Origin of the sequence: Buttiauxella ferragutiae (assembly GCF_022637515.1) — a bacterium.
Taxonomy (GTDB): domain Bacteria; phylum Pseudomonadota; class Gammaproteobacteria; order Enterobacterales; family Enterobacteriaceae; genus Buttiauxella; species Buttiauxella ferragutiae.
This window is the reverse complement of sequence record NZ_CP093332.1, coordinates 4,060,140-4,080,360: the sequence shown is the minus strand read 5'-3', so window position 1 is coordinate 4,080,360 and position 20,221 is coordinate 4,060,140. Positions and strand designations below refer to the sequence as shown.

The 20,221-nt window shown below is 52.2% G+C and carries 18 protein-coding genes and 1 other annotated feature; of the genes, 12 read left to right on the top strand and 6 right to left on the bottom strand.

Going from position 1 to position 20,221, the window contains the following annotated elements:
- The first annotated feature begins 44 nt into the window (after window positions 1-44).
- The 4 genes from MNO13_RS18790 to MNO13_RS18775 all read left to right on the top strand — a co-directional run bounded on the left by MNO13_RS18790 (window position 45) and on the right by MNO13_RS18775 (window position 3,727).
- The gene (locus MNO13_RS18790) at window positions 45-422 is read left to right on the top strand and encodes a DUF454 family protein (RefSeq protein ID WP_064549056.1); all 378 of its coding nucleotides are present in this window, start codon (window positions 45-47) and stop codon (window positions 420-422) included.
- Window positions 423-548: 126 nt separating this feature from the next.
- Window positions 549-1,100, top strand: coding sequence for an adenine phosphoribosyltransferase (gene apt, locus MNO13_RS18785; protein WP_034493753.1), 552 nt, complete (start codon window positions 549-551; stop codon window positions 1,098-1,100).
- A 297-nt stretch (window positions 1,101-1,397) separates the two neighbouring features.
- A complete protein-coding gene (gene dnaX, locus MNO13_RS18780) occupies window positions 1,398-3,311 on the top strand; it encodes a DNA polymerase III subunit gamma/tau (protein WP_241939137.1) in 1,914 nt (637 codons plus the stop codon).
- Window positions 2,647-2,711 (top strand) — a sequence feature (DnaX frameshifting element). (Overlaps the previous gene by 65 nt.)
- An 86-nt stretch (window positions 3,312-3,397) precedes the next feature.
- On the top strand, window positions 3,398-3,727 hold the full coding sequence (locus tag MNO13_RS18775; protein WP_034458087.1) for a YbaB/EbfC family nucleoid-associated protein: 330 nt from the start codon (window positions 3,398-3,400) through the stop codon (window positions 3,725-3,727).
- Window positions 3,728-3,825: 98 nt separating this feature from the next.
- Here the strand turns inward: MNO13_RS18775 and MNO13_RS18770 are convergent, their stop codons facing one another.
- Window positions 3,826-4,731 carry a LysR family transcriptional regulator gene (locus tag MNO13_RS18770; protein ID WP_121814200.1) on the bottom strand — a complete coding sequence of 302 codons (906 nt, stop codon included), beginning with the start codon at window positions 4,729-4,731 and terminating at the stop codon, window positions 3,826-3,828.
- Window positions 4,732-4,841: 110 nt separating this feature from the next.
- On the opposite strand from MNO13_RS18770, the gene MNO13_RS18765 reads away from it, so the two are divergent.
- The 7 genes from MNO13_RS18765 (at window position 4,842) to MNO13_RS18735 (ending at window position 12,480) form a co-directional block, all read left to right on the top strand.
- Entirely contained in the window at window positions 4,842-5,708 is an 867-nt protein-coding gene (locus tag MNO13_RS18765) for a pirin family protein (RefSeq protein ID WP_064549049.1), read from the top strand.
- Window positions 5,709-5,782: 74 nt separating this feature from the next.
- Window positions 5,783-6,460 (top strand): isochorismatase family protein, encoded by a 678-nt coding sequence (locus MNO13_RS18760; protein ID WP_064549047.1) that lies wholly within the window; start codon window positions 5,783-5,785, stop codon window positions 6,458-6,460.
- Between the two features lie 108 nt (window positions 6,461-6,568).
- Window positions 6,569-7,174, top strand: a complete 606-nt coding sequence (gene recR, locus MNO13_RS18755) for a recombination mediator RecR (RefSeq protein ID WP_064549045.1) — start codon at window positions 6,569-6,571, stop codon at window positions 7,172-7,174.
- Between the two features lie 111 nt (window positions 7,175-7,285).
- On the top strand, window positions 7,286-9,160 hold the full coding sequence (gene htpG, locus MNO13_RS18750) for a molecular chaperone HtpG (protein ID WP_241939136.1): 1,875 nt from the start codon (window positions 7,286-7,288) through the stop codon (window positions 9,158-9,160).
- A 208-nt stretch (window positions 9,161-9,368) separates the two neighbouring features.
- Window positions 9,369-10,013: an adenylate kinase gene (gene adk, locus MNO13_RS18745; protein ID WP_064549043.1), complete on the top strand. Its 645-nt coding sequence runs from the start codon at window positions 9,369-9,371 to the stop codon at window positions 10,011-10,013.
- A 135-nt stretch (window positions 10,014-10,148) separates the two neighbouring features.
- Window positions 10,149-11,111 (top strand): ferrochelatase, encoded by a 963-nt coding sequence (gene hemH / locus MNO13_RS18740; RefSeq protein ID WP_133522347.1) that lies wholly within the window; start codon window positions 10,149-10,151, stop codon window positions 11,109-11,111.
- 64 nt (window positions 11,112-11,175) lie between these two features.
- The gene (locus MNO13_RS18735; RefSeq protein WP_064549039.1) at window positions 11,176-12,480 is read left to right on the top strand and encodes an inosine/guanosine kinase; all 1,305 of its coding nucleotides are present in this window, start codon (window positions 11,176-11,178) and stop codon (window positions 12,478-12,480) included.
- 87 nt (window positions 12,481-12,567) lie between these two features.
- Here MNO13_RS18735 and ybaL read toward each other — a convergent pair whose 3' ends face one another.
- Both ybaL and MNO13_RS18725 read right to left on the bottom strand, forming a co-directional pair.
- Window positions 12,568-14,226, bottom strand: a complete 1,659-nt coding sequence (gene ybaL, locus MNO13_RS18730; protein WP_121814197.1) for a YbaL family putative K(+) efflux transporter — start codon at window positions 14,224-14,226, stop codon at window positions 12,568-12,570.
- 214 nt (window positions 14,227-14,440) lie between these two features.
- Window positions 14,441-15,649, bottom strand: a complete 1,209-nt coding sequence (locus tag MNO13_RS18725; protein WP_064549035.1) for an MFS transporter — start codon at window positions 15,647-15,649, stop codon at window positions 14,441-14,443.
- A gap of 171 nt (window positions 15,650-15,820) precedes the next feature.
- Here MNO13_RS18725 and ushA point away from each other — a divergent pair, with 171 nt between their 5' ends.
- The gene (ushA, locus tag MNO13_RS18720; protein ID WP_241939135.1) at window positions 15,821-17,473 is read left to right on the top strand and encodes a bifunctional UDP-sugar hydrolase/5'-nucleotidase UshA; all 1,653 of its coding nucleotides are present in this window, start codon (window positions 15,821-15,823) and stop codon (window positions 17,471-17,473) included.
- A gap of 96 nt (window positions 17,474-17,569) precedes the next feature.
- Here the strand turns inward: ushA and MNO13_RS18715 are convergent, their stop codons facing one another.
- From MNO13_RS18715 to MNO13_RS18705, 3 genes are all read right to left on the bottom strand, one after another.
- The gene (locus MNO13_RS18715) at window positions 17,570-18,457 is read right to left on the bottom strand and encodes an AraC family transcriptional regulator (protein ID WP_232886155.1); all 888 of its coding nucleotides are present in this window, start codon (window positions 18,455-18,457) and stop codon (window positions 17,570-17,572) included.
- 92 nt (window positions 18,458-18,549) lie between these two features.
- Entirely contained in the window at window positions 18,550-19,029 is a 480-nt protein-coding gene (ybaK, locus tag MNO13_RS18710) for a Cys-tRNA(Pro)/Cys-tRNA(Cys) deacylase YbaK (RefSeq protein WP_064549003.1), read from the bottom strand.
- A gap of 324 nt (window positions 19,030-19,353) precedes the next feature.
- A complete protein-coding gene (locus tag MNO13_RS18705; protein ID WP_241939134.1) occupies window positions 19,354-20,160 on the bottom strand; it encodes a TraB/GumN family protein in 807 nt (268 codons plus the stop codon).
- Window positions 20,161-20,221 lie beyond the last annotated feature (61 nt).

Sequence of the window (20,221 nt, the reverse complement as noted above, 5' to 3'; positions counted from 1 at the left end):
AAAATGGCTCTCCAGTGTTGCAGGTGTTTAAATTTAAGGAATGAATGAAACGGACCATTTTAATCATCATCGGTTGGCTGGCGGTAGTCCTTGCGACGCTGGGTGTGGTGTTGCCTTTGCTGCCTACCACCCCATTTTTACTGCTGGCGGCCTGGTGCTTCGCCCGTTCTTCGCCGCGCTTTCATCACTGGCTGCTGTATCGTTCGTGGTTTGGTAGTTACATTCGTCACTGGCAAGAACATCGTGCGCTACCACCGGGAGCGAAACCCAGAGCATTGATTTTTATTGTTATCACCTTTGCTGTCTCCCTTTATCTGGTCAACATTCTTTGGGTCAGACTACTCTTACTGATGATGATGTGCGCACTGCTGTTCTTTATGTGGCGCATGCCGGTCATTGACGAAAAGCAACAAAAGCCATAATCCGCATTTGCAGTGGTTGCAATTGTTGATGCCAGCCAGTAAATTCGACCGTTTTCGAGCACGGTATGACTGTTTAATAAGTAGTCTCGTGCTTTGTTAGAACCATGTTTTTAGCAGGCATTAATTATGACCGCGACTGCGCAGCAGCTTGAATATCTGAAAAACAGCATCAAAAGCATTCCAGACTACCCAAAGCCTGGGATCTTATTCCGTGACGTTACCAGCTTGCTTGAAGATCCGAAAGCCTACGCCACCAGCATTGAACTCTTAGTTTCACGCTTTAAAGATGCCGGTATCACCAAAGTGGTGGGCACTGAAGCGCGTGGTTTTCTGTTCGGCGCACCGGTTGCGCTGGAATTAGGCGTGGGTTTTGTGCCAGTACGCAAGCCAGGTAAACTGCCGCGTGAAACCATCGCTGAAAACTACGAACTGGAATACGGCACCGATCAACTTGAAATCCACGTTGATGCGATCCAGCCTGGTGACAAAGTTCTGGTGGTTGACGATCTGCTGGCAACCGGTGGCACCATTGAAGCGACCGTTAAGCTGATCCGTCGTCTGGGTGGTGAAGTGACCGACGCTGCGTTTATCATCAATCTGTTTGATATTGGTGGTGAGCAACGTCTGGAAAAAATGGGCGTGAAAAGCTACAGCCTCGTACTGTTCCCTGGCCACTGAGTCCTGCCTCCGTATTCCCCAAATTATACCCGTTAGCATTCGAGTTGCAGGTAGGCGGTAAGGACGAGACAAATTCGTCGGGAACGAATTTGACCAGCCGAAGGCTGGCCTCCGGTGAGAGACAGGAGTCTCTCATTAATCCCATGGAGCTTACTTGAGTAAGTGACTGGGATGAGCGTATGCAGCCAACACCCCTGCAGCTTGAAGGAGGATGGGTATAGAAGCCTCGCCCGATGGGTGAGGCTTATGTTAGCATTACCCCCTGAATTCACACCCGCGATGTAGAGCCTATCTCGAATGAGCTACCAGGTCTTAGCCCGCAAATGGCGGCCACAAACTTTTGCTGATGTTGTCGGCCAGCAACACGTGTTGACTGCGCTGGCTAATGGCTTATCCATGGGCCGAATCCACCACGCCTATCTCTTTTCAGGGACGCGCGGCGTGGGGAAAACGTCCATCGCTCGCTTGCTGGCGAAAGGGTTAAATTGTGAAACAGGCATTACCGCCACGCCTTGTGGTGTTTGCGATAACTGCCGCGAAATTGAGCAGGGGCGCTTTGTTGATCTCATTGAGATTGACGCCGCCTCGCGTACCAAAGTCGAAGACACCCGTGACTTGCTGGACAACGTTCAGTACGCACCGGCGCGTGGCCGCTTCAAAGTCTATTTAATTGATGAAGTCCACATGCTCTCTCGCCACAGCTTCAACGCCCTGTTGAAGACGCTGGAAGAGCCACCTTCGCATGTCAAATTCTTGCTGGCGACCACCGATCCACAAAAACTGCCGGTCACTATTCTTTCTCGCTGCCTGCAATTCCACCTGAAAGCGCTGGATGTCGAACAAATCCGCCATCAGCTGGAATACATTCTTGGCGAAGAAAAAGTCCCCAGCGAAACTCGCGCTTTGCAACTGTTGGCCCGTGCCGCAGATGGCAGCCTGCGTGATGCGCTAAGTCTTACCGACCAGGCAATTGCCAGCGGCGATGGGCAAGTGACCACTGCGGCTGTTAGCACCATGCTCGGCACGCTGGACGACGACCAGGCTCTGGCGCTGATAGAAGCGATGGTGCAGGCAGATGGCGAGCGCGTGATGAGCTTGCTTAACGATGCCGCAAGTCGCGGAATTGAGTGGGAAGCGTTGCTGGTGGAAATGCTCGGTTTGCTGCACCGTGTGGCGATGGTGCAATTGTCTCCTGCCGCATTGGGCAGCGACATGGCGGCCATCGAACAGCGTATGCGTGAGCTGGCGCGCGTGGTGCCGCCTGCTGAAGTACAACTTTATTACCAAACCTTGCTGATTGGCCGCAAAGAGCTTTCCTGGGCTCCCGACCGCCGCATGGGCATTGAGATGACACTGCTGCGCGCGCTGGCATTCCATCCGAGAAAACCTTTACCGGAACCAGAACAACCGCGTCAGGCTCCGAGTATTCCGGTCATCAACCCGGTTCCGGTTCGGCAACAAGCGTCACCTCCGCCACGGCAAAATGAAACCCCGTTGCCGGACACCACAAGCCAGGTGCTGCAAGCGCGAACACAGTTAATGCGCCAGCAGGGAGCCAACAAAGCAAAAAAGAGTGAGCCGGCAGCGCCAAATCAAGCGCGGCCGGCAAAGAGTACTGCCCTGGAACGTCTGGCATCAGTCACCGATCGTATCCAGTCCCGGCCCGTTGCGGTAACCGAAGAGAAAGTCGAGAAGCCGGAGGCGTATCGCTGGAAGTCGCAGAACGTTTCTGAGGTTGTCGAAGAGCCGGTTGCCACGCCAAAAGCATTAAAGCGCGCGATGGAGCATGAGAAAACACCAGAGCTCGCATTGAAGCTGGCGCAGGAAGCCATTGAACGCGACAGTTGGGCGGCGGAAATTAGCCAACTGGTGCTACCAAAACTGGTGCAACAATTGGCGCTAAACGCCTGGAAAGAGCAGGATGGCAGCCGCGTTTGTTTGCACTTGCGCCCTGCATTACGCCATTTGAACTCACCGTCGGCACAGCAAACACTGTCTGACGCAATGAGTACTTTTAGCGGCGAAACTGTTGAGCTGACTATTATTGAAGATGATAATCTTGCACAACGCACCCCGCTGGAGTGGCGCCAGGCTATCTACGAAGAGAAGCTGGCACAAGCGCGGGAATCTATGACTACTGACAACAATATCCAAACGCTGCGTCGTTTTTTTGATGCAGAACTGGATGAAGACAGTATTCGACCTATTTGACAGACTGGTCATGCCGGTTTGTTGTAAACCCTGATAGCCGTTAATCGTTACGTACGATTAACGGCCCGAGCAAAAGAGAGAAGACTATGTTTGGAAAAGGCGGTCTGGGCAACATCATGAAGCAAGCCCAGCAGATGCAGGAAAAAATGGCCCAGGTTCAGGAAGAAATCGCCCAAATGGAAGTCACTGGCGAATCTGGCGCGGGTCTGGTGAAAGTGACCATCAACGGTGCTCACAACTGCCGTCGCGTGGAAATTGATCCAAGCCTGATGGAAGATGACAAAGAAATGGTTGAAGACCTGGTTGCTGCAGCCTTCAACGATGCCGCACGTCGTATTGGCGAAGCGCAGAAAGAGAAAATGGCGGGTGTTTCCAGCGGGATGCAGTTGCCACCAGGCTTCAAAATGCCATTCTGATCAGTTTGGCGGATGACGCATGCGCTTATCCGCCCTACGATTGACACTGTTTGTCTTTTGTAGGTCGGGTAAGCGCAGCGTCACCCGACATGACATTCTCACTCCTCCTCAAACGCCGCATAACTCTCCACCAGAAAATCAATCAATGCCCTGACCGCCGGTAACTGACCGCGCCGTGAAGGAAACACCAAATGTATCACCTCCCGTCTTGCCCGCCAGTCCGGTAACAAATGCACCAAAGTTCCCTCTGCGATTTGCTTGTGAATCATCAACATCGGCAACTGAACAATTCCCACACCCGCCAGCGCGGCGGCGCGTAACGCAATCATATCGGTGGTCACAAAACGCGGAGTATGGTGCAGCGTCACTTCCTGATTATCCGGGCCAAACAGACACCAGCGGTAAACCTGCTGTGGTTTGGATAACGCCAGGCTCGGCCAGTGTTGAAGATCGGCCGGCGACTTCGGCTGGGAAAAACGCGCGACTAACTCGGGGCTGGCGACCAGGCACATGCCGCGATCGGCCAATTTACGCATCACCAGATCGCTGTCATCCAGCGGCAACGGGCGCACCCGCACCGCTAAATCGACATTCTCATTCAGCACATCAACCTGGCGATTAGTCTCTTCAAGCTGCACCGTTACCTGCGGATACAGCGTCATAAATCGCGCCAGCATGTCGCCGATATGCACATGCAGCAAAGCAACCGGGCATGTCAGGCGAATCAGCCCGCGCGGCTCGGCACGCAGTGTGTTGATGGCTTCCTGTGCCGCTTCGGCTTCAATAATCATCGCTTTGCAATGGCGATAAAAAATCTGCCCGGCTTCGGTCACCGTGAAACTGCGCGTTGAACGCTGAATCAGGCGGGTTTCCAGGCTTTCTTCCAGCAAAGCAATACGCCGACTCAGGCGCGATTTGGGAATACCGATAACGCGGCTCGCCGGAGAAAAACCGCCGTTATCCACCACTTGCACGAAGTACCACAGATCGTTGAGGTCCTGCATGGCTATTGTCCTGTATTTGGAACACTGAGTTCATTTTCAGAGTCTACCGCGGCTTTCGTCTTATGAGTAAGCTTTATCTCAACAGAAATCGACACTCAATGGAGATAACGATGAAATCAATTCTTGGCGTTTATTCAGCACCGGCGTCCCACTGGGTGGGTGATGGCTTCCCGGTTCGCTCACTGTTTTCTTACTCAAAATTCGAAAAACAGCTCAGCCCATTCTTGCTGTTGGATTACGCAGGTCCGGCAGACTTTAAACCGAGCAATAAAGGGCAACGCGGTGTAGACGTCCACCCGCATCGCGGTTTTGAAACCGTCACCATCGTTTACAAAGGCGAAGTGGCACACCGCGACTCCACCGGCAGCGGCGGGGTAATTGGCCCAGGCGACGTGCAGTGGATGACCGCCGGTAGCGGCATTCTGCATGAAGAGTTTCACTCGCCGGCATTCAGCGAGCAGGGCGGTACGCTGGAAATGGTTCAGCTGTGGGTCAATTTGCCAGCCAAAGACAAATCAACGCCACCGAACTACCAGTCGATTACCGATGCGGACATTCCGGTGGTGACATTGCCGGATAACGCCGGCCAGGTGCGGGTTATCGCGGGTGAAATGGATGGTGCAAAAGGCCCGGCACACACCTTTTCACCATTACGTGTGCTGGATATGCGGCTCAATGCGCACAGCACCACCCAACTGACGCTGCCTGATGGCTGGAACACCGCACTGGTGGTGCTTAAAGGCACCGTACAGGTCAATGGTCAGGAAGTGGCACGTGAAGCGCAACTGGTGGTGCTGGACGCGAAAGGCGAAACCGTCACCCTGGAAGCCAATAACGACGCCGTCGTGTTGGTGTTGAGCGGTGAGCCACTAAACGAGCCAGTGGTCGGTTACGGGCCGTTTGTGATGAACACCCGCGAGGAAATCAAAGAGGCCATTGACGATTTTAATCAGGGCAAATTTGGTCAGAAAGTTTAACAAACTCAAACGGCTATCGCTCCGGTAGCCGTTAATTTTCAGCAGTTTATTCAGATAGCAAAGAGGATACAAACATGGCACCTGCAAATTTTAACGGACAAATCCCGACCATCGATGCCAACGACGCGGTCATGCTGCTCATCGACCACCAGAGCGGTTTGTTCCAGTTGGTCCACGATATGCCAATGCCGACTTTACGCACTCACGCCACGGTGCTGGCCAAAGTTGCGACACTGGCCAATATTCCGGTCATCACCACCGCTTCCGTACCACAAGGCCCGAACGGCCCGCTGATTCCTGAGATTCACCAGTACGCTCCCCATGCGCAATATGTGCCGCGTAAAGGCGAAATCAACGCCTGGGACAACCCGGATTTCGTCGCCGCTGTTAAAGCGACAGGTCGCAAAACTCTGATTATTGCCGGTACCGTGACCAGCGTGTGCATGGCGTTCCCGGCCATCAGTGCTGTGGCGGAAGGTTTCAAAGTCTTTGCGGTGATTGATGCTTCAGGCACTTATTCCAAAATGGCGCAGGAAGTGACTTTGGCGCGAGTGGTTCAGGCTGGAGTGGTGCCGATGGATACCGCAGCGGTTGTTGCTGAAATCCAGCATACCTGGAATCGCGACGATGCGATGGACTGGGCAAATCTGTGGGGCGGCGTATTCATTGAGTACGGCTTGCTGATGGAAAGCTACCAGAAAGCGCAAGATGTGGTGAGTAATCAAGAGCAACTCGACTCCCAGCGCGCTTAATATATTTCCCCCTTTGCGAGACATCGCGCAGGGGGAATATCTTTTTCTATCCCCTTGCTCCGGGCTAATGTTAGGCTATGTCCCACTCTTTTTTCAGAAGTCTGAGCGATGCAAACCAGTCCTTTACTTACTGCCCTTATGGAATCCCTGCGCTGCCTGCCAGGTGTTGGCCCGAAGTCTGCCCAACGTATGGCGTTTGCGCTACTGCAACGTGACCGCAGTGGTGGGATGCGTCTGGCTCAAGCATTAACGCGCGCAATGTCCGAAATTGGGCACTGTGCGGATTGCCGTACCTTTACCGAACAAGAAATCTGCGCCATTTGCGCCAACCCACGCCGCCAGGAAAATGGCCAGATTTGCGTGGTGGAAACCCCGGCGGATATTCACGCTATTGAAGCGACCGGCCAGTTTTCCGGGCGCTATTTTGTGCTGATGGGGCATCTGTCCCCGCTCGACGGTATCGGCCCGCAAGACATCGGCCTCGACAGGCTGGAACAGCGCCTTGAGCGCGAGACTATCAAAGAGCTGATCCTCGCGACCAACCCAACGGTTGAAGGTGAAGCCACTGCAAACTACATTGCTGAATTGTGTGGGCAATATGGTGTTGATGCCAGCCGAATCGCGCATGGGGTGCCGGTTGGTGGCGAGCTGGAAATGGTCGATGGCACCACGCTTTCACATTCTTTAGCGGGCCGCCACAAGATTGTTTTTTAATCACTTGTGGGGAGTTTATTAGGCTCCCCGCTTGAAAACCTCCGTTTCTATCCTCATATCACCCTCAACGTTTTCATCACCCCTATGTATTTTGTTGAGGTATCAATGACCATGAAAGGACAAGAGACTCGTGGCTTCCAGTCCGAAGTGAAACAACTTCTGCACCTGATGATCCACTCCCTCTATTCAAATAAAGAAATTTTCCTGCGTGAGCTGATCTCCAACGCCTCTGATGCGGCAGACAAATTGCGTTTCCGCGCGCTGTCTCATGCTGACTTGTATGAAGGTGACGGCGAACTGCGCGTGCGTGTCTCTTTCGATAAAGAAAAACGCACCCTGACGATTGCCGATAACGGCATCGGTATGACACGTGACGAAGCCATTGATCACCTCGGGACCATCGCAAAATCCGGGACCAAAGCGTTCCTGGAATCTATGGGTTCTGACCAGGCGAAAGATAGCCAACTGATTGGCCAGTTTGGTGTCGGCTTCTACTCTGCGTTTATCGTGGCTGATAAAGTCACCGTGCGCACCCGTGCGGCTGGTGTTCCAGCCGATCAAGCGGTGTTCTGGGAATCTGAAGGTGCGGGTGAATATACCGTCGCGGATATCACTAAAGCCGATCGCGGGACTGAAATTACCCTGCACCTGCGCGAAGGTGAAGACGAGTTCCTCGACGACTGGCGTGTGCGCAATGTTATCAGCAAATATTCCGACCACATCGCCTTACCGGTTGAGATTGAAACCCGTGAAGAAAAAGACGGCGAAACCATTCTCGGCTGGGAAAAAATCAACAAAGCTCAGGCTTTGTGGACTCGTAGCAAGTCTGAAATTAAAGACGAAGAGTACAACGAGTTCTACAAGCATGTAGCGCATGACTTCACCGACCCGCTGGCATACAGCCACAACCGTGTGGAAGGGAAACAAGAGTACACCAGCCTGCTGTACATCCCATCCCAGGCTCCGTGGGACATGTGGAACCGTGACCATAAACACGGCCTGAAACTGTACGTGCAGCGCGTATTCATCATGGACGATGCTGAACAGTTCATGCCGAACTACCTGCGTTTCGTGCGCGGTCTGATAGATTCCAACGACCTGCCGCTGAACGTATCGCGTGAAATTCTGCAAGACAGCCGCGTAACGCAAAACCTGCGTAGCGCGCTGACCAAACGCGTATTGCAGATGCTGGAAAAACTGGCGAAAGACGACAGCGAAAAATACCAGACCTTCTGGAAAAACTTCGGCCTGGTGCTGAAAGAAGGCCCTGCTGAAGACAACGCCAACCAGGAAGCTATCGCTAAACTGCTGCGCTTTGCGACCACGCATACCGATTCCGCTGCACAAACCGTGTCGCTGGAAGAGTACGTGTCACGCATGAAAGAAGGGCAGGAGAAGATTTACTACATCACCGCCGACAGCTATGCAGCCGCGAAAAGCAGCCCGCATCTGGAATTGCTGCGTAAGAAAGGCATCGAAGTCTTGCTGCTTTCTGACCGCATCGACGAGTGGATGATGAGCTACCTGACCGAATTCGACGGCAAAATGTTCCAGTCAGTCAGCAAAACTGACGAGTCGCTGGAAAAAATGGCCGACGAAGAAACTCCGGAAGCGAAAGAAGCTGAAAAAGCCCTTGAGCCGTTTGTTGATCGTGTGAAAAACCTGTTGGGCGAGCGTGTGAAAGAAGTGCGTCTGACGCACCGTTTGACCGACACGCCAGCTATTGTGACCACCGACAGCAACGACATGAGCACGCAAATGGCAAAACTGTTTGCTGCGGCGGGCCAGGAAGTGCCGGAAGTGAAGTACATCTTCGAGCTGAACCCGGATCACGGGCTGGTGAAACGCGTCGCGGATACCCAGGACGAAACCCAGTTTGCTGAATGGGTTGAGTTGCTGCTTGACCAGGCGCTGTTAGCTGAACGCGGTACGCTGGAAGATCCAAACCAGTTTATCCGTCGGATGAACCAGCTGCTGGCTTCCTAAGTTCTTCCCCTCACCCTAACCCTCTCCCAAAGGGAGAGGGAATCGCCATTATTCCCCCTCTCCTGGGGGAGAGGGTCGGGGTGAGGGCGTCCTAATCAACTAACCACTCCGAAATACCCGCCATTCTTGAGCTGAATACGCCTTTAATGGTAAGGTCTCAACTTCTGCTTTAAAAAATCAAAAATCCAAACGAATGGGGAATTACGCAATGCGTATTATTCTGCTTGGCGCTCCGGGCGCAGGTAAAGGAACTCAGGCTCAGTTCATCATGGAGAAATACGGCATTCCGCAAATCTCCACCGGTGACATGCTGCGTGCCGCAGTAAAATCTGGCTCAGAGCTGGGTAAACAAGCAAAAGACATCATGGACGCCGGGAAACTGGTTACAGATGAACTGGTTATCGCTCTGGTTAAAGAACGTATTACCCAGGAAGATTGCCGTAACGGTTTCCTGCTTGATGGTTTCCCACGCACTATTCCACAAGCTGATGCGATGAAAGAAGCTGGCATCAATGTGGACGTGGTTCTGGAATTCGCCGTACCGGACGAACTGATTGTTGAGCGTATTGTTGGCCGTCGCGTACACGCGCCATCTGGCCGCGTTTACCACGTCACTTTCAATCCACCAAAAGTGGAAGGCAAAGACGATGCGACTGGCGAAGAGCTGACCACCCGTAAAGACGATCAAGAAGAAACCGTGCGTAAGCGTCTGGTGGAATACCATCAGATGACTGCTCCGCTGATCTCTTACTACAGCAAAGAAGCGGCTGCCGGTAACACCAAATATGCGAAAATCGACGGCACTCGTAAAGTGACCGAAGTTAGCGCAGAGCTGGCTAAAATCCTCGGCTAATTCATTGCTGATACAAAACATACCGGGACGTGTTCCTGGTATTTTTTTGCCCAAATTTTGCCCTTTCGCTGTAATCGGTTTTCCTGAAGCACTTTTACGTTACAATTATCAGTAATTTGTTGATAAGGAGTGGAAATGAATCAGGAAAAAGTGGGCATCTTACTGGCAAACCTCGGCACACCTGATGCCCCCACTCCGGCGGCGGTGAAACGCTACTTGCGCCAGTTTCTCAGCGACAAACGTGTCGTGGATACCCCGCGTTTAATCTGGTGGCCGCTATTACGTGGCGTGATTCTGCCGCTGCGTTCTGCCCGCGTAGCCAAACTTTATCAGTCTGTCTGGATGGACGAAGGCTCACCGCTGCTGGTGTATAGCCGTCGCCAGCAAGCTGCCCTGGCAGCACAACTGCCTGATACCCCCGTCGCACTCGGCATGAGCTATGGCTCGCCATCGCTGAAAAGTGCCGTGGATGAACTTTTGTCCCACCACGTCGACCACATCGTTGTGTTGCCGCTATACCCACAATTTTCCTGCTCAACTGTCGCCGCAGTGTGGGATGAATTAGGGCGCATTTTTGCCGACTACCGCTCGCTGCCGTCGATCTCGCTGATCCGCGACTACGCTGAAGATACCTCCTACATAAATGCGCTGGTGGCTTCGGTCAGGCACTCTTTCGCCCAACACGGTGAGCCGGATGTTTTGCTGCTTTCCTACCATGGCATTCCGCAGCGTTATGCCAATGAAGGCGATGATTATCCGCAGCGCTGCCGCGACACCACGCGTGAGCTGCTTTCAGCACTCGAACTGCCACCTGAAAAAGTGATGATGACTTACCAGTCACGCTTTGGGCGCGAGCCGTGGCTAATGCCGTACACCGACGAAACGCTAAAGATGCTGGCGGAAAAAGGGGTGAAACACATCCAGGTGATGTGCCCAGGTTTTTCAGCCGATTGCCTGGAAACGCTTGAAGAAATGGCGGTACAAAACCGTGAAGTTTTCATTGAAGCGGGTGGCACCAAATATGAATATATTCCTGCGCTTAACGATGATCCGGCACACATCGCCATGATGATGAATCTGGTAGATAAATATCGCTAATCCCGCTTATGGCCGTTAATGTGCTACCATTTCCGGCCTGATTAGCAACCTTTCGAACAACATCATGAAATTTCCCGGCAAACGAAAATCCAAACACTACTTCCCTGTTAGTGCGCGCGACCCTCTTCTGCAACAGGTTCAGCCTGAACATGAAACTGGCACCTCCTGGATTGTCGGGATTGACCAAACGCTGGTGGATATTGAAGCAAAAGTGGATGACGAGTTTGTTCGTCGTTACGGTTTGAGTTTTGGCCATTCGCTGGTGATTGAAGATGATGTGGCCGAAGCCTTATATCAGGATCTGGTGAAAAAAGATCTGATTACTCATCAGTTTGCCGGTGGCACCATTGGTAACACCATGCATAACTATTCGGTATTAGCCGATGACCGCTCGGTGTTACTGGGCGTGATGTGCAGCAATATCGAAATTGGTAGCTACGCCTACCGCTATCTGTGCAACACCTCCAGCCGTACCGACCTCAACTACCTGCAAGGCGTGAATGGCGCGATTGGCCGCTGCTTTACGCTGATTGGCGAGCAGGGCGAACGCACCTTTGCCATCAGCCCTGGCCACATGAACCAGCTTCGCGCCGACAGCATTCCCGAAGAGGTGATTGCCGGTGCCTCCGCGCTGGTGCTGACTTCCTATCTGGTGCGTTGCAAAGACGGCGAGCCGATGCCGGAAGCGACCATGCAGGCTATCGCTTACGCGAAAAAGTACAACGTACCGGTGGTACTCACACTCGGCACCAAATACGTTATCGCTGAAAACCCAGAATGGTGGCAGGCGTTCCTGAAAGAGCATGTCTCGATTCTGGCGATGAACGAAGAAGAAGGGCTGGCGCTGACTGGTGAAAACGATCCGCTGTTGGCGGCCGATAAGGCGCTGGATTGGGTCGATTTAGTCTTATGTACCGCGGGGCCGGTTGGGTTGTACATGGCGGCCTTTACTGAAGAATCTGCTAAACGCACTACGCAGCATCCGCTATTGCCAGGGGCGATTGCTGAATTTAACCAGTACGAATTTAGCCGTGCGATGCGCCATAAAGATTGCCAGAACCCGAAGCGTATTTTCTCGCACATTGCGCCATATATGGGTGGGCCTGAGAAAATCATGAATACCAATGGCGCGGGTGATGGTGCGCTGGCGGCACTGCTGCACGATATTACAGCGAATAATTACCACCGTTCTAACGTGCCAAATTCCAGCAAACACCAGTTCACCTGGCTGACCTATTCGTCTTTGGCACAGGTGTGTAAATACGCCAATCGCGTCAGCTATCAGGTGCTGAACCAGCATTCTCCGCGTCTGACTCGTGGGTTGCCCGAGCGTGAAGACAGCCTCGAAGAGTCTTACTGGGATCGCTAATCAAACGCCCTCACCCTCTCCCCCAGGAGAGGGGACTATCCGGTTTTCTCCTTCTCCTGGGGGAGAAGGCCGGGATGAGGGCGCTAATCACACCACCGCTTTATCCAGCATTCCCATCATAGTATTAGCAATTTCACGCTCACCCATAACGACCTGATTGGCACCACGTTCGGTGATGTAATTCACCTCATCGTCATAATGAGCGCGGGCAATAATCTCGATGTCCGGGCATTTCGCTCGCGCTGTCGCGACAATTTCACCGGCTTCGTAACCGTTCGGGATGGTCAACAACAACCAACGCGCGCAATCAAGATGGGCGAGATTCATGATCTCTTCATTGGCAGCATTCCCCAACACCGCACTGATCCCACGCTCGCGCAGTTCATCAACCCGGCTACGTGAAGTTTCAATCACCACCAGTGGAATACCTTGCGCTATTAATTTCTCGCCCAGCAAACTCCCTACGCGCCCAAACCCAACCAACAAGGCGTGATTGCAAATATCGACCGGGACTTGCTTCTCGTCCTCAATCACTTCTTCCAGCGTCTGCTCTTCCAGCGTTTCGGTTTTGGCGAGATAACGCTCAAGGATGGCAAACAAAATTGGATTGAGCATAATCGACAAAATCGCCCCGGCCAGCACCAGATTTTGCCCGGTCTGCGGCAACAGATTCAGCGCCATTCCCAGCCCAGCCAGGATAAAGGCAAACTCACCAATCTGCGCAAGGCTTGTTGCAATGGTTAATGCGGTGCGTTGCGAGTGGCCGAACAGGCGCACCAGGAAGAAGGCCGCCAGGGATTTACCAAACACGATGATGGCGACAGTACCCAGCACCGCAAGCGGTTCCTGAATCAGAATCATTGGGTCGAATAACATGCCGACCGAAACAAAAAACAGCACCGCGAACGCGTCGCGTAGCGGCAGGGTGTCGTGGGCGGCGCGATGGCTCAGCTCAGATTCGTTGAGCACCATCCCGGCAAAGAACGCACCGAGCGCAAACGACACATCAAACAGCTCGACGGCACCAAAAGCGATACCCAGCGCCAGCGCGAGAACCGCCAGCGTAAACAGCTCGCGTGAACCGGTCGCAGCACTACGTGCCAGAATCCACGGCACCAGACGGCGGCCAACAATCAGCATAATGGCGATAAACGCGACCACTTTGCCTATCGTCAAACCCATATCCAGTGACAACGAAGCCAGGCCTACGTCGCCTTTTTCCATCATTCCGGCAACTGCGGGCAGCAGAACCAGCGTTAACACCATCACCAGATCTTCAACAATCAACCAGCCAATCGCGATTTGCCCGCGCTGGCTGTCAATTAATTGCCGCTCTTCCAGCGCCCGTAACAGCACCACGGTACTGGCGGTGGAAAGACACAGGCCGAACACGATACCGGTCATCAATGACCAGCCCATCAGCGATGAAAGCGCCATACCCAGCAGCGTCGCCACACCAATCTGGGCGATAGCTCCGGGGATGGCGATGGCCTTTACCGCCATCAAATCCTTTAAAGAGAAATGCAAACCAACGCCAAACATCAGCAAGATAACGCCCAGTTCGGCCAGTTCCGGGGCCAGTTTAGTGTCTGCGACAAAACCTGGCGTAAAAGGGCCAGCTAATACCCCAGCTAACAAATAGCCCACCAGTGGCGATATTCGCAGTTTGTTGGCGAGCATACCGAGTAAAAAGGCCAGGACAAGGCCTCCGACAATGGTGGTGATAAGCGGGGTGGCATGATGCATTCAGTCTCCTTTCGTAACAAATAAGATCCAATACTCTACTTTTAGTTTATGACAATTTTTTAATCGGTGTGGGTGTTAAATAAGTGATTTTTTAAGAAAAGGCGCATTTAGACAAAAATGGGTGCAGGAAGGGGGTTTTACAAGGTTAATCTCTAAAAGACATTGAGGAACATGCGGGAAGTGCAGGGCCAGAGAAACTATCTGGCCCTTATAACTAAGACTTATGGCGATTGTCAGGCAGGAATATGGTCAATATGCCAAGAAGTGGCAGGAAAGCACATATTTTATAGACTAACTCGATACTTGTGTGGTCAGCCACTAAGCCCAATATCGCAGCGCCCAGCCCGCCCATGCCAAAGGCAAAACCGAAGAACAGCCCGGAAACCATACCGATACGTCCAGGCATCAGTTCTTGCGCGTAAACCAGAATAGCGGAAAATGCCGAGGCCAGAATAAAGCCGATAATTACTGTCAGTATGCCTGTCCAGTACAGCGAAACGTACGGCAGGAATAGCGTGAATGGCGCGACACCCAGAATCGAACCCCAGATGACATACTTACGGCCAATTTTATCGCCAACAGGCCCGCCAATCACAGTTCCAGCGGCTACCGCAAACAAGAAGGCGAACAGATGGAACTGGGCGTTTTGTACTGACAAACCAAATTTGTGCATCAGATAGAAGGTGTAATAGCTGCTGATACTCGCCATATAAAAGTACTTAGAGAAAATCAGCACCAGCAACACACTCACCGCCTGAATCACTTTTTTGCGTGGCAGTGGGTTGACTACGGGAGCCGCAGTCTTACCTTTCGCCATACGATGTTGCGCGGCATACCAGCGGCTAATTTGCAGCAAGACAATAATCGCCAACAGCGCAGCCAGTACAAACCAGCCGACGTTACCTTTACCATACGGAGCAATAATCAGCGCGGCCAACAACGGACCTAATGAACTACCGAAGTTGCCACCAACCTGGAACAGCGACTGCGCAAGACCATGGCGACCGCCGGATGCCATACGCGCCACACGGGAGGATTCCGGGTGGAATACTGAAGAACCGGTGCCCACCAGGCCTGCTGCCAGTAGTACCATCGGGAAGCTACCCGCCAGGGCCAGAATGACCAATCCGCAAAGTGTGAAGCACATGCCAATCGGCAATGACCATGGCATCGGGTATTTATCTGTGTAGTATCCTACCACCGGCTGAAGAAGCGATGAGGTGACCTGGAAGGTCAGCGTGATCATCCCTATCTGCACAAAACTCAGCGAGAACTCACTCTGTAGCAGCGGGTAGAGCGCCAGAATGAGCGACTGAATCATATCGTTGAGCAAATGAGAAAGGCTGATTGCTCCTAAAATTCCGAACGCGGTGCGAGCCTTCTTAGGCTCAGGCGGTGCGAGAGTTTGTTCCGAGATTGCCATAAGTACCTGTCATATATTGAGTGATTTATTATTATCCGGTTCACTGATGGAACCGTAGGAAATCATTACTCAGCTAACATACCTGCAGGCGTGAGCTGAATAAAGTCACAATCATAAAAATGATTAATCTATGCTAAACCCAGGCTTACTAATTAAATATGGAGATTTGCGATGAGGTTCGTAGTGAAAGGGGTGACCACGGCATTGCTGATGGCAGTCAGTCTGACCAGTGCATCGGCACTGGCATGGGAAAAAGATAAAACCTACAACATCACCATTCTGCACACCAACGATCACCACGGTCATTTTTGGCGTAACGAACACGCCGAGTACGGCCTGGCTGCGCAAAAAACTCTGGTGGATAGTATTCGTAAAGAGGTGGCAGAGCAGGGAGGTAGTGTGCTGCTGCTGTCTGGTGGTGACATCAACACTGGTGTTCCCGAATCCGACTTGCAGGATGCGGAACCCGATTTCCGTGGCATGAACCTGATTGGCTACGATGCGATGGCTATCGGCAACCATGAATTCGACAACCCGCTCACGGTGTTACGCCAACAAGAAAAGTGGGCGAAATTCCCGCTACTTTCGGCCAATATTTACCAGAAAAGTACCGGCGAGCGACTGTTTAAACCGTGGGCCATCTTTAAGCCTCAGGGTATTAAAATTGCGGTGATCGGTTTAACCACCGACGATACGGCGAAAATTGGTAACCCTGAATACTTCACCGATATCGAATTCCGCAAACCTGCCGATGAAGCAAAACTGGTGATTCAGGAACTGCAAACCACTGAAAAACCAGATGTGCTGATCGCTGCAACCCATATGGGCCATTACGATAACGGCCAGCACGGTTCCAACGCGCCAGGCGATGTGGAAATGGCTCGCAGCTTGCCTGCCGGGGCGCTGACCATGATTGTTGGCGGCCACTCACAAAACCCAGTGTGTATGGCTGCGGAAAATAAAAAGCAGGTTGATTACGTACCGGGTACACCGTGCGCGCCAGACAAACAAAATGGTATCTGGATTGTTCAGGCTCACGAGTGGGGCAAATACGTTGGCCGTGCCGATTTCGAGTTCCGCAACGGCGAGATGAAACTGGTGAATTACCAGTTAATCCCCATCAACCTGAAGAAAAAGATCACCTACGATAACGGTGAAAGTGAGCGCGTGCTCTATACGCCGCAAATCCCTGAAAACCAACAGATGCTCTCACTGTTGACGCCATTCCAGAATAAAGGTCAGGCGCAGCTTAATGTCAAAGTGGGTAGTGTGAACGGGCATCTGGAAGGCGATCGCAGCAAGGTTCGTTTTGTGCAAACTAACCTCGCACGTCTGTTACTGGCGGCACAAATGGCGCGTACCAGTGCCGACTTCGCCGTCATGAGCGGTGGTGGTATCCGTGATTCGATTGAAGCAGGTGACATCACTTATAAAGATGTGCTGAAAGTGCAGCCGTTTGGCAACACCGTGACCTATATCGATATGACGGGCAAAGATGTGGTTGAGTATCTGAGCGCGGTTGCGCAGAAGAAACCCGATTCCGGAGCCTATCCGCAGTTCTCGAATGTCAGCTTTGTGGCAACGGCCGCCGGTCTGCAAGATTTAAAAATCAAAGGTGAGCCAGTAGACCCTGCGAAAACATACCGCATGGCGACGCTGAACTTTAACGCTTCCGGTGGTGATAGTTATCCGGAAATCGACAAAAAACCAGGTTTTGTGAATACCGGGTTTGTGGATGCGGAAGTGTTGAAACAGTACATCGAGCAAAATTCTCCGCTTGATGTGAATGCTTACGAGCCGAAGGGCGAAGTGATCTGGCAGTAAGGATTTTTCCCCTCACCCTAACCCTCTCCCAAAGGAGAGGGGACTGTTCGGTATGGTTTTCTCCCTCTCCTGGGGGAGAGGGCCGGGGTGAGGGCGCTATTTCAGCGGCAATAAAATATCAGTCTGCTGCGCATGCTCAGGGTGGTTTTTATCCAGCTCCAGATAGCGGAAATAGACCGGGAAATCGCGCAACTCCTCACCACTTTGTGGCAACCACTGGCGGTAAAGATAGTAAACGCTTTCGCTGATACGCTCGTACGCGCCGACATGCCGAACTACCGCACAACGTCCTCCAGGCAAGGTTTTGCAGATAACGCCTTGCGGGTTTTCTGGAACCTGGCCATTTGCTTCTTTGCTCAGCTCCCCACACACATCAAAGCGGAACTCATCGCCGGGTGTCGTGGCTGGGTCACTATACGGCACGCCGTAAGTCCCATGAGTGATGTAGTCTGAAAGCCCTGATGCTTTACGCCATTCAATAAACGTCGCAACGGTATTATTCACCCGTAACGGGTCGCCAAGATGTTCCAGTACCGCGACTTTCATTGGCTCAACGGTGATGATTTTCACATCCATATTCTCTAGCCTCTGCTGATTTTCCCGTCCGGGAAATTGAAAATGTACCTGCCAGTCGACCCAAATGGGATCTTTGCGAAATTCGCTGGGCGTCAGGCCGAAGGTGTTTTTGAAGGCACGGGAAAATGATTCAGGATTCTCAAATCCGGCATCCAGGGCAATGTTTATCACTTTCTCCTGCGGATGGTTCACTAACCGCAAAGAAGCTCTTTTCAAGCGCATTAGCGTGATGTAGCGACTGATACTGATACCACAAAATAGGCTGAACTGGCGATGAAAGTGAAAACGAGAAAAACAGGCAACTTCACTGAGTTGCTCAACCGTTAACGGGCTGTCCAGATGCTGTTCGACATAGGCAAAAACCTGTTCAAAACGCCGGGTATACAGATTGAGTCTATCGCTATTCATTGTTCCTCCCTCAAGACGCTTACTTTGCCTGCAGCACGTCGCTGCGTCCTGACTGAAATTGCTCTTTTGGGAGGATTGCGTGGGCATATCCGTCAGTCGCGACGGGCAATCTCAGCGAAAGTCGCATTCAGCAGCTTCGCCAAATCACTGGCTGCCAGTTCAATATCCAGCCCGCGTTTACCGCCCGAAACGTAAATAGATGGGAAAGTTTGTGCCGGAGCATCAATCACCGTCGGCAGGCGTTTTTTCTGCCCCAGAGGGCTAATGCCGCCCACCAAATAACCGGTAATGCGCTGTGCGACCAGCGGATCGGCCATATCAACTTTTTTAGCGCCTAACGCTTTCGCCACCTTCTTTAAATCCAGTTGTCCGGAAACGGGCGTCACGGCAACCGCTAATTGTTTCATGTCGCCGTTGATGGCGACCAGCAGCGTTTTGTAGACTTGTTCGGCATTCAGGCCCAGTTTGCGCACCACTTCGTCACCAAAATTGGTTTCACCTGGATCGTGGTCGTAAGCATGTAATTGAAATGAAACGCGGTTTTTTTCGAGCAATTTTACGGCGGGAGTCATCTGTCCTTCTTAGCGCTTTTGCCTTAAAAGCGCACGTATTAGTAAGCAGCGTGATATGTTTTCCAAATATTATAATGTCACTGAATAGTGATGGCGTTAATCGTCACATTGAGCGACAATTCTCTATCTGGTCGTTAATTCGACCAGAATAACTACAACAATATACAAATTCCTCTTTGACGGGCCAATAGCGATATTGGCCGTTTTTTTATCTCCCCGTCATACTTCAAGTTGCCTCTTTGTTGGCTGCGTTCAGTCGCCCTAATCACTTACTAGAGTAAGCTCATAGGAACTCATTCTCTTGCCGCCGCAATGCAACTCGAATTATTTGGGGATATTTTTCAATAGCTCAGGTAAATTTCCCTTCCCGTACAAATGCAGTGCACCGACGGCAACCACATAGCGCCCGGCGGGCAATTGTTGCAGGAAATGCTGCCAGGCCAGATTACGTTGACCCATAAGTACATCGTATAACTCATCGCCAAAAGTGTTTGGCAATTGCACATTGCCACCTTGTGGCGGTGCTTCTAGCCACCAGATGATCATCATTTGCATCAGGCGAGCATTGGTATGCCAGTGCGTGAGCGTGTCGGTTAACAGCGGCATACCGCCATCGGGTAAACGGGTAAGAATATCAATTTGATGCTGCGCACCTTCCAGTTCAATAACCGGAACCGCCATGGTTTTTGCCGCTTCCAGTAACTGAAAATCAATCCCGTAATTGGCGCGTAAACCCAGACGCTGCGCCTGGTGAGCCTGCAACACTAGCGCAATTTGCCACGCCGGTTGGTTATCTATTTGGCTCATCGGGATACCCATTTCCTGGGTTAACGACACCACTTGTGCCCAGTTTTCGGCAGACAAGCGCTGCTCCAGTGGCAGTTCATCGGCAATATCGGGGAAGGGGGAGCTATTCTCGGAAATGTCCGCCTCAACAATCAGTGCGTCAGCGTCCCTGAGTTTATTAAGCAGCTTGTCGGACAGCGGGGACATGTCGCATGTCCCCATATGAATACTGCCGACCAGGTGCAGATGGCGCTGGCCGGGCAGCACAATATCCAGAGCAGGCCAGGGATAGCGGGTGTTAGAAAGGTTTGAAAACAATGCGCTAATTCGCGATAGCAGACCCATTGGCAGATTCCCTGGCAAAAAAGTCATGCTACCGCTGCGATTGGCCCGGTGCAAATTTCAC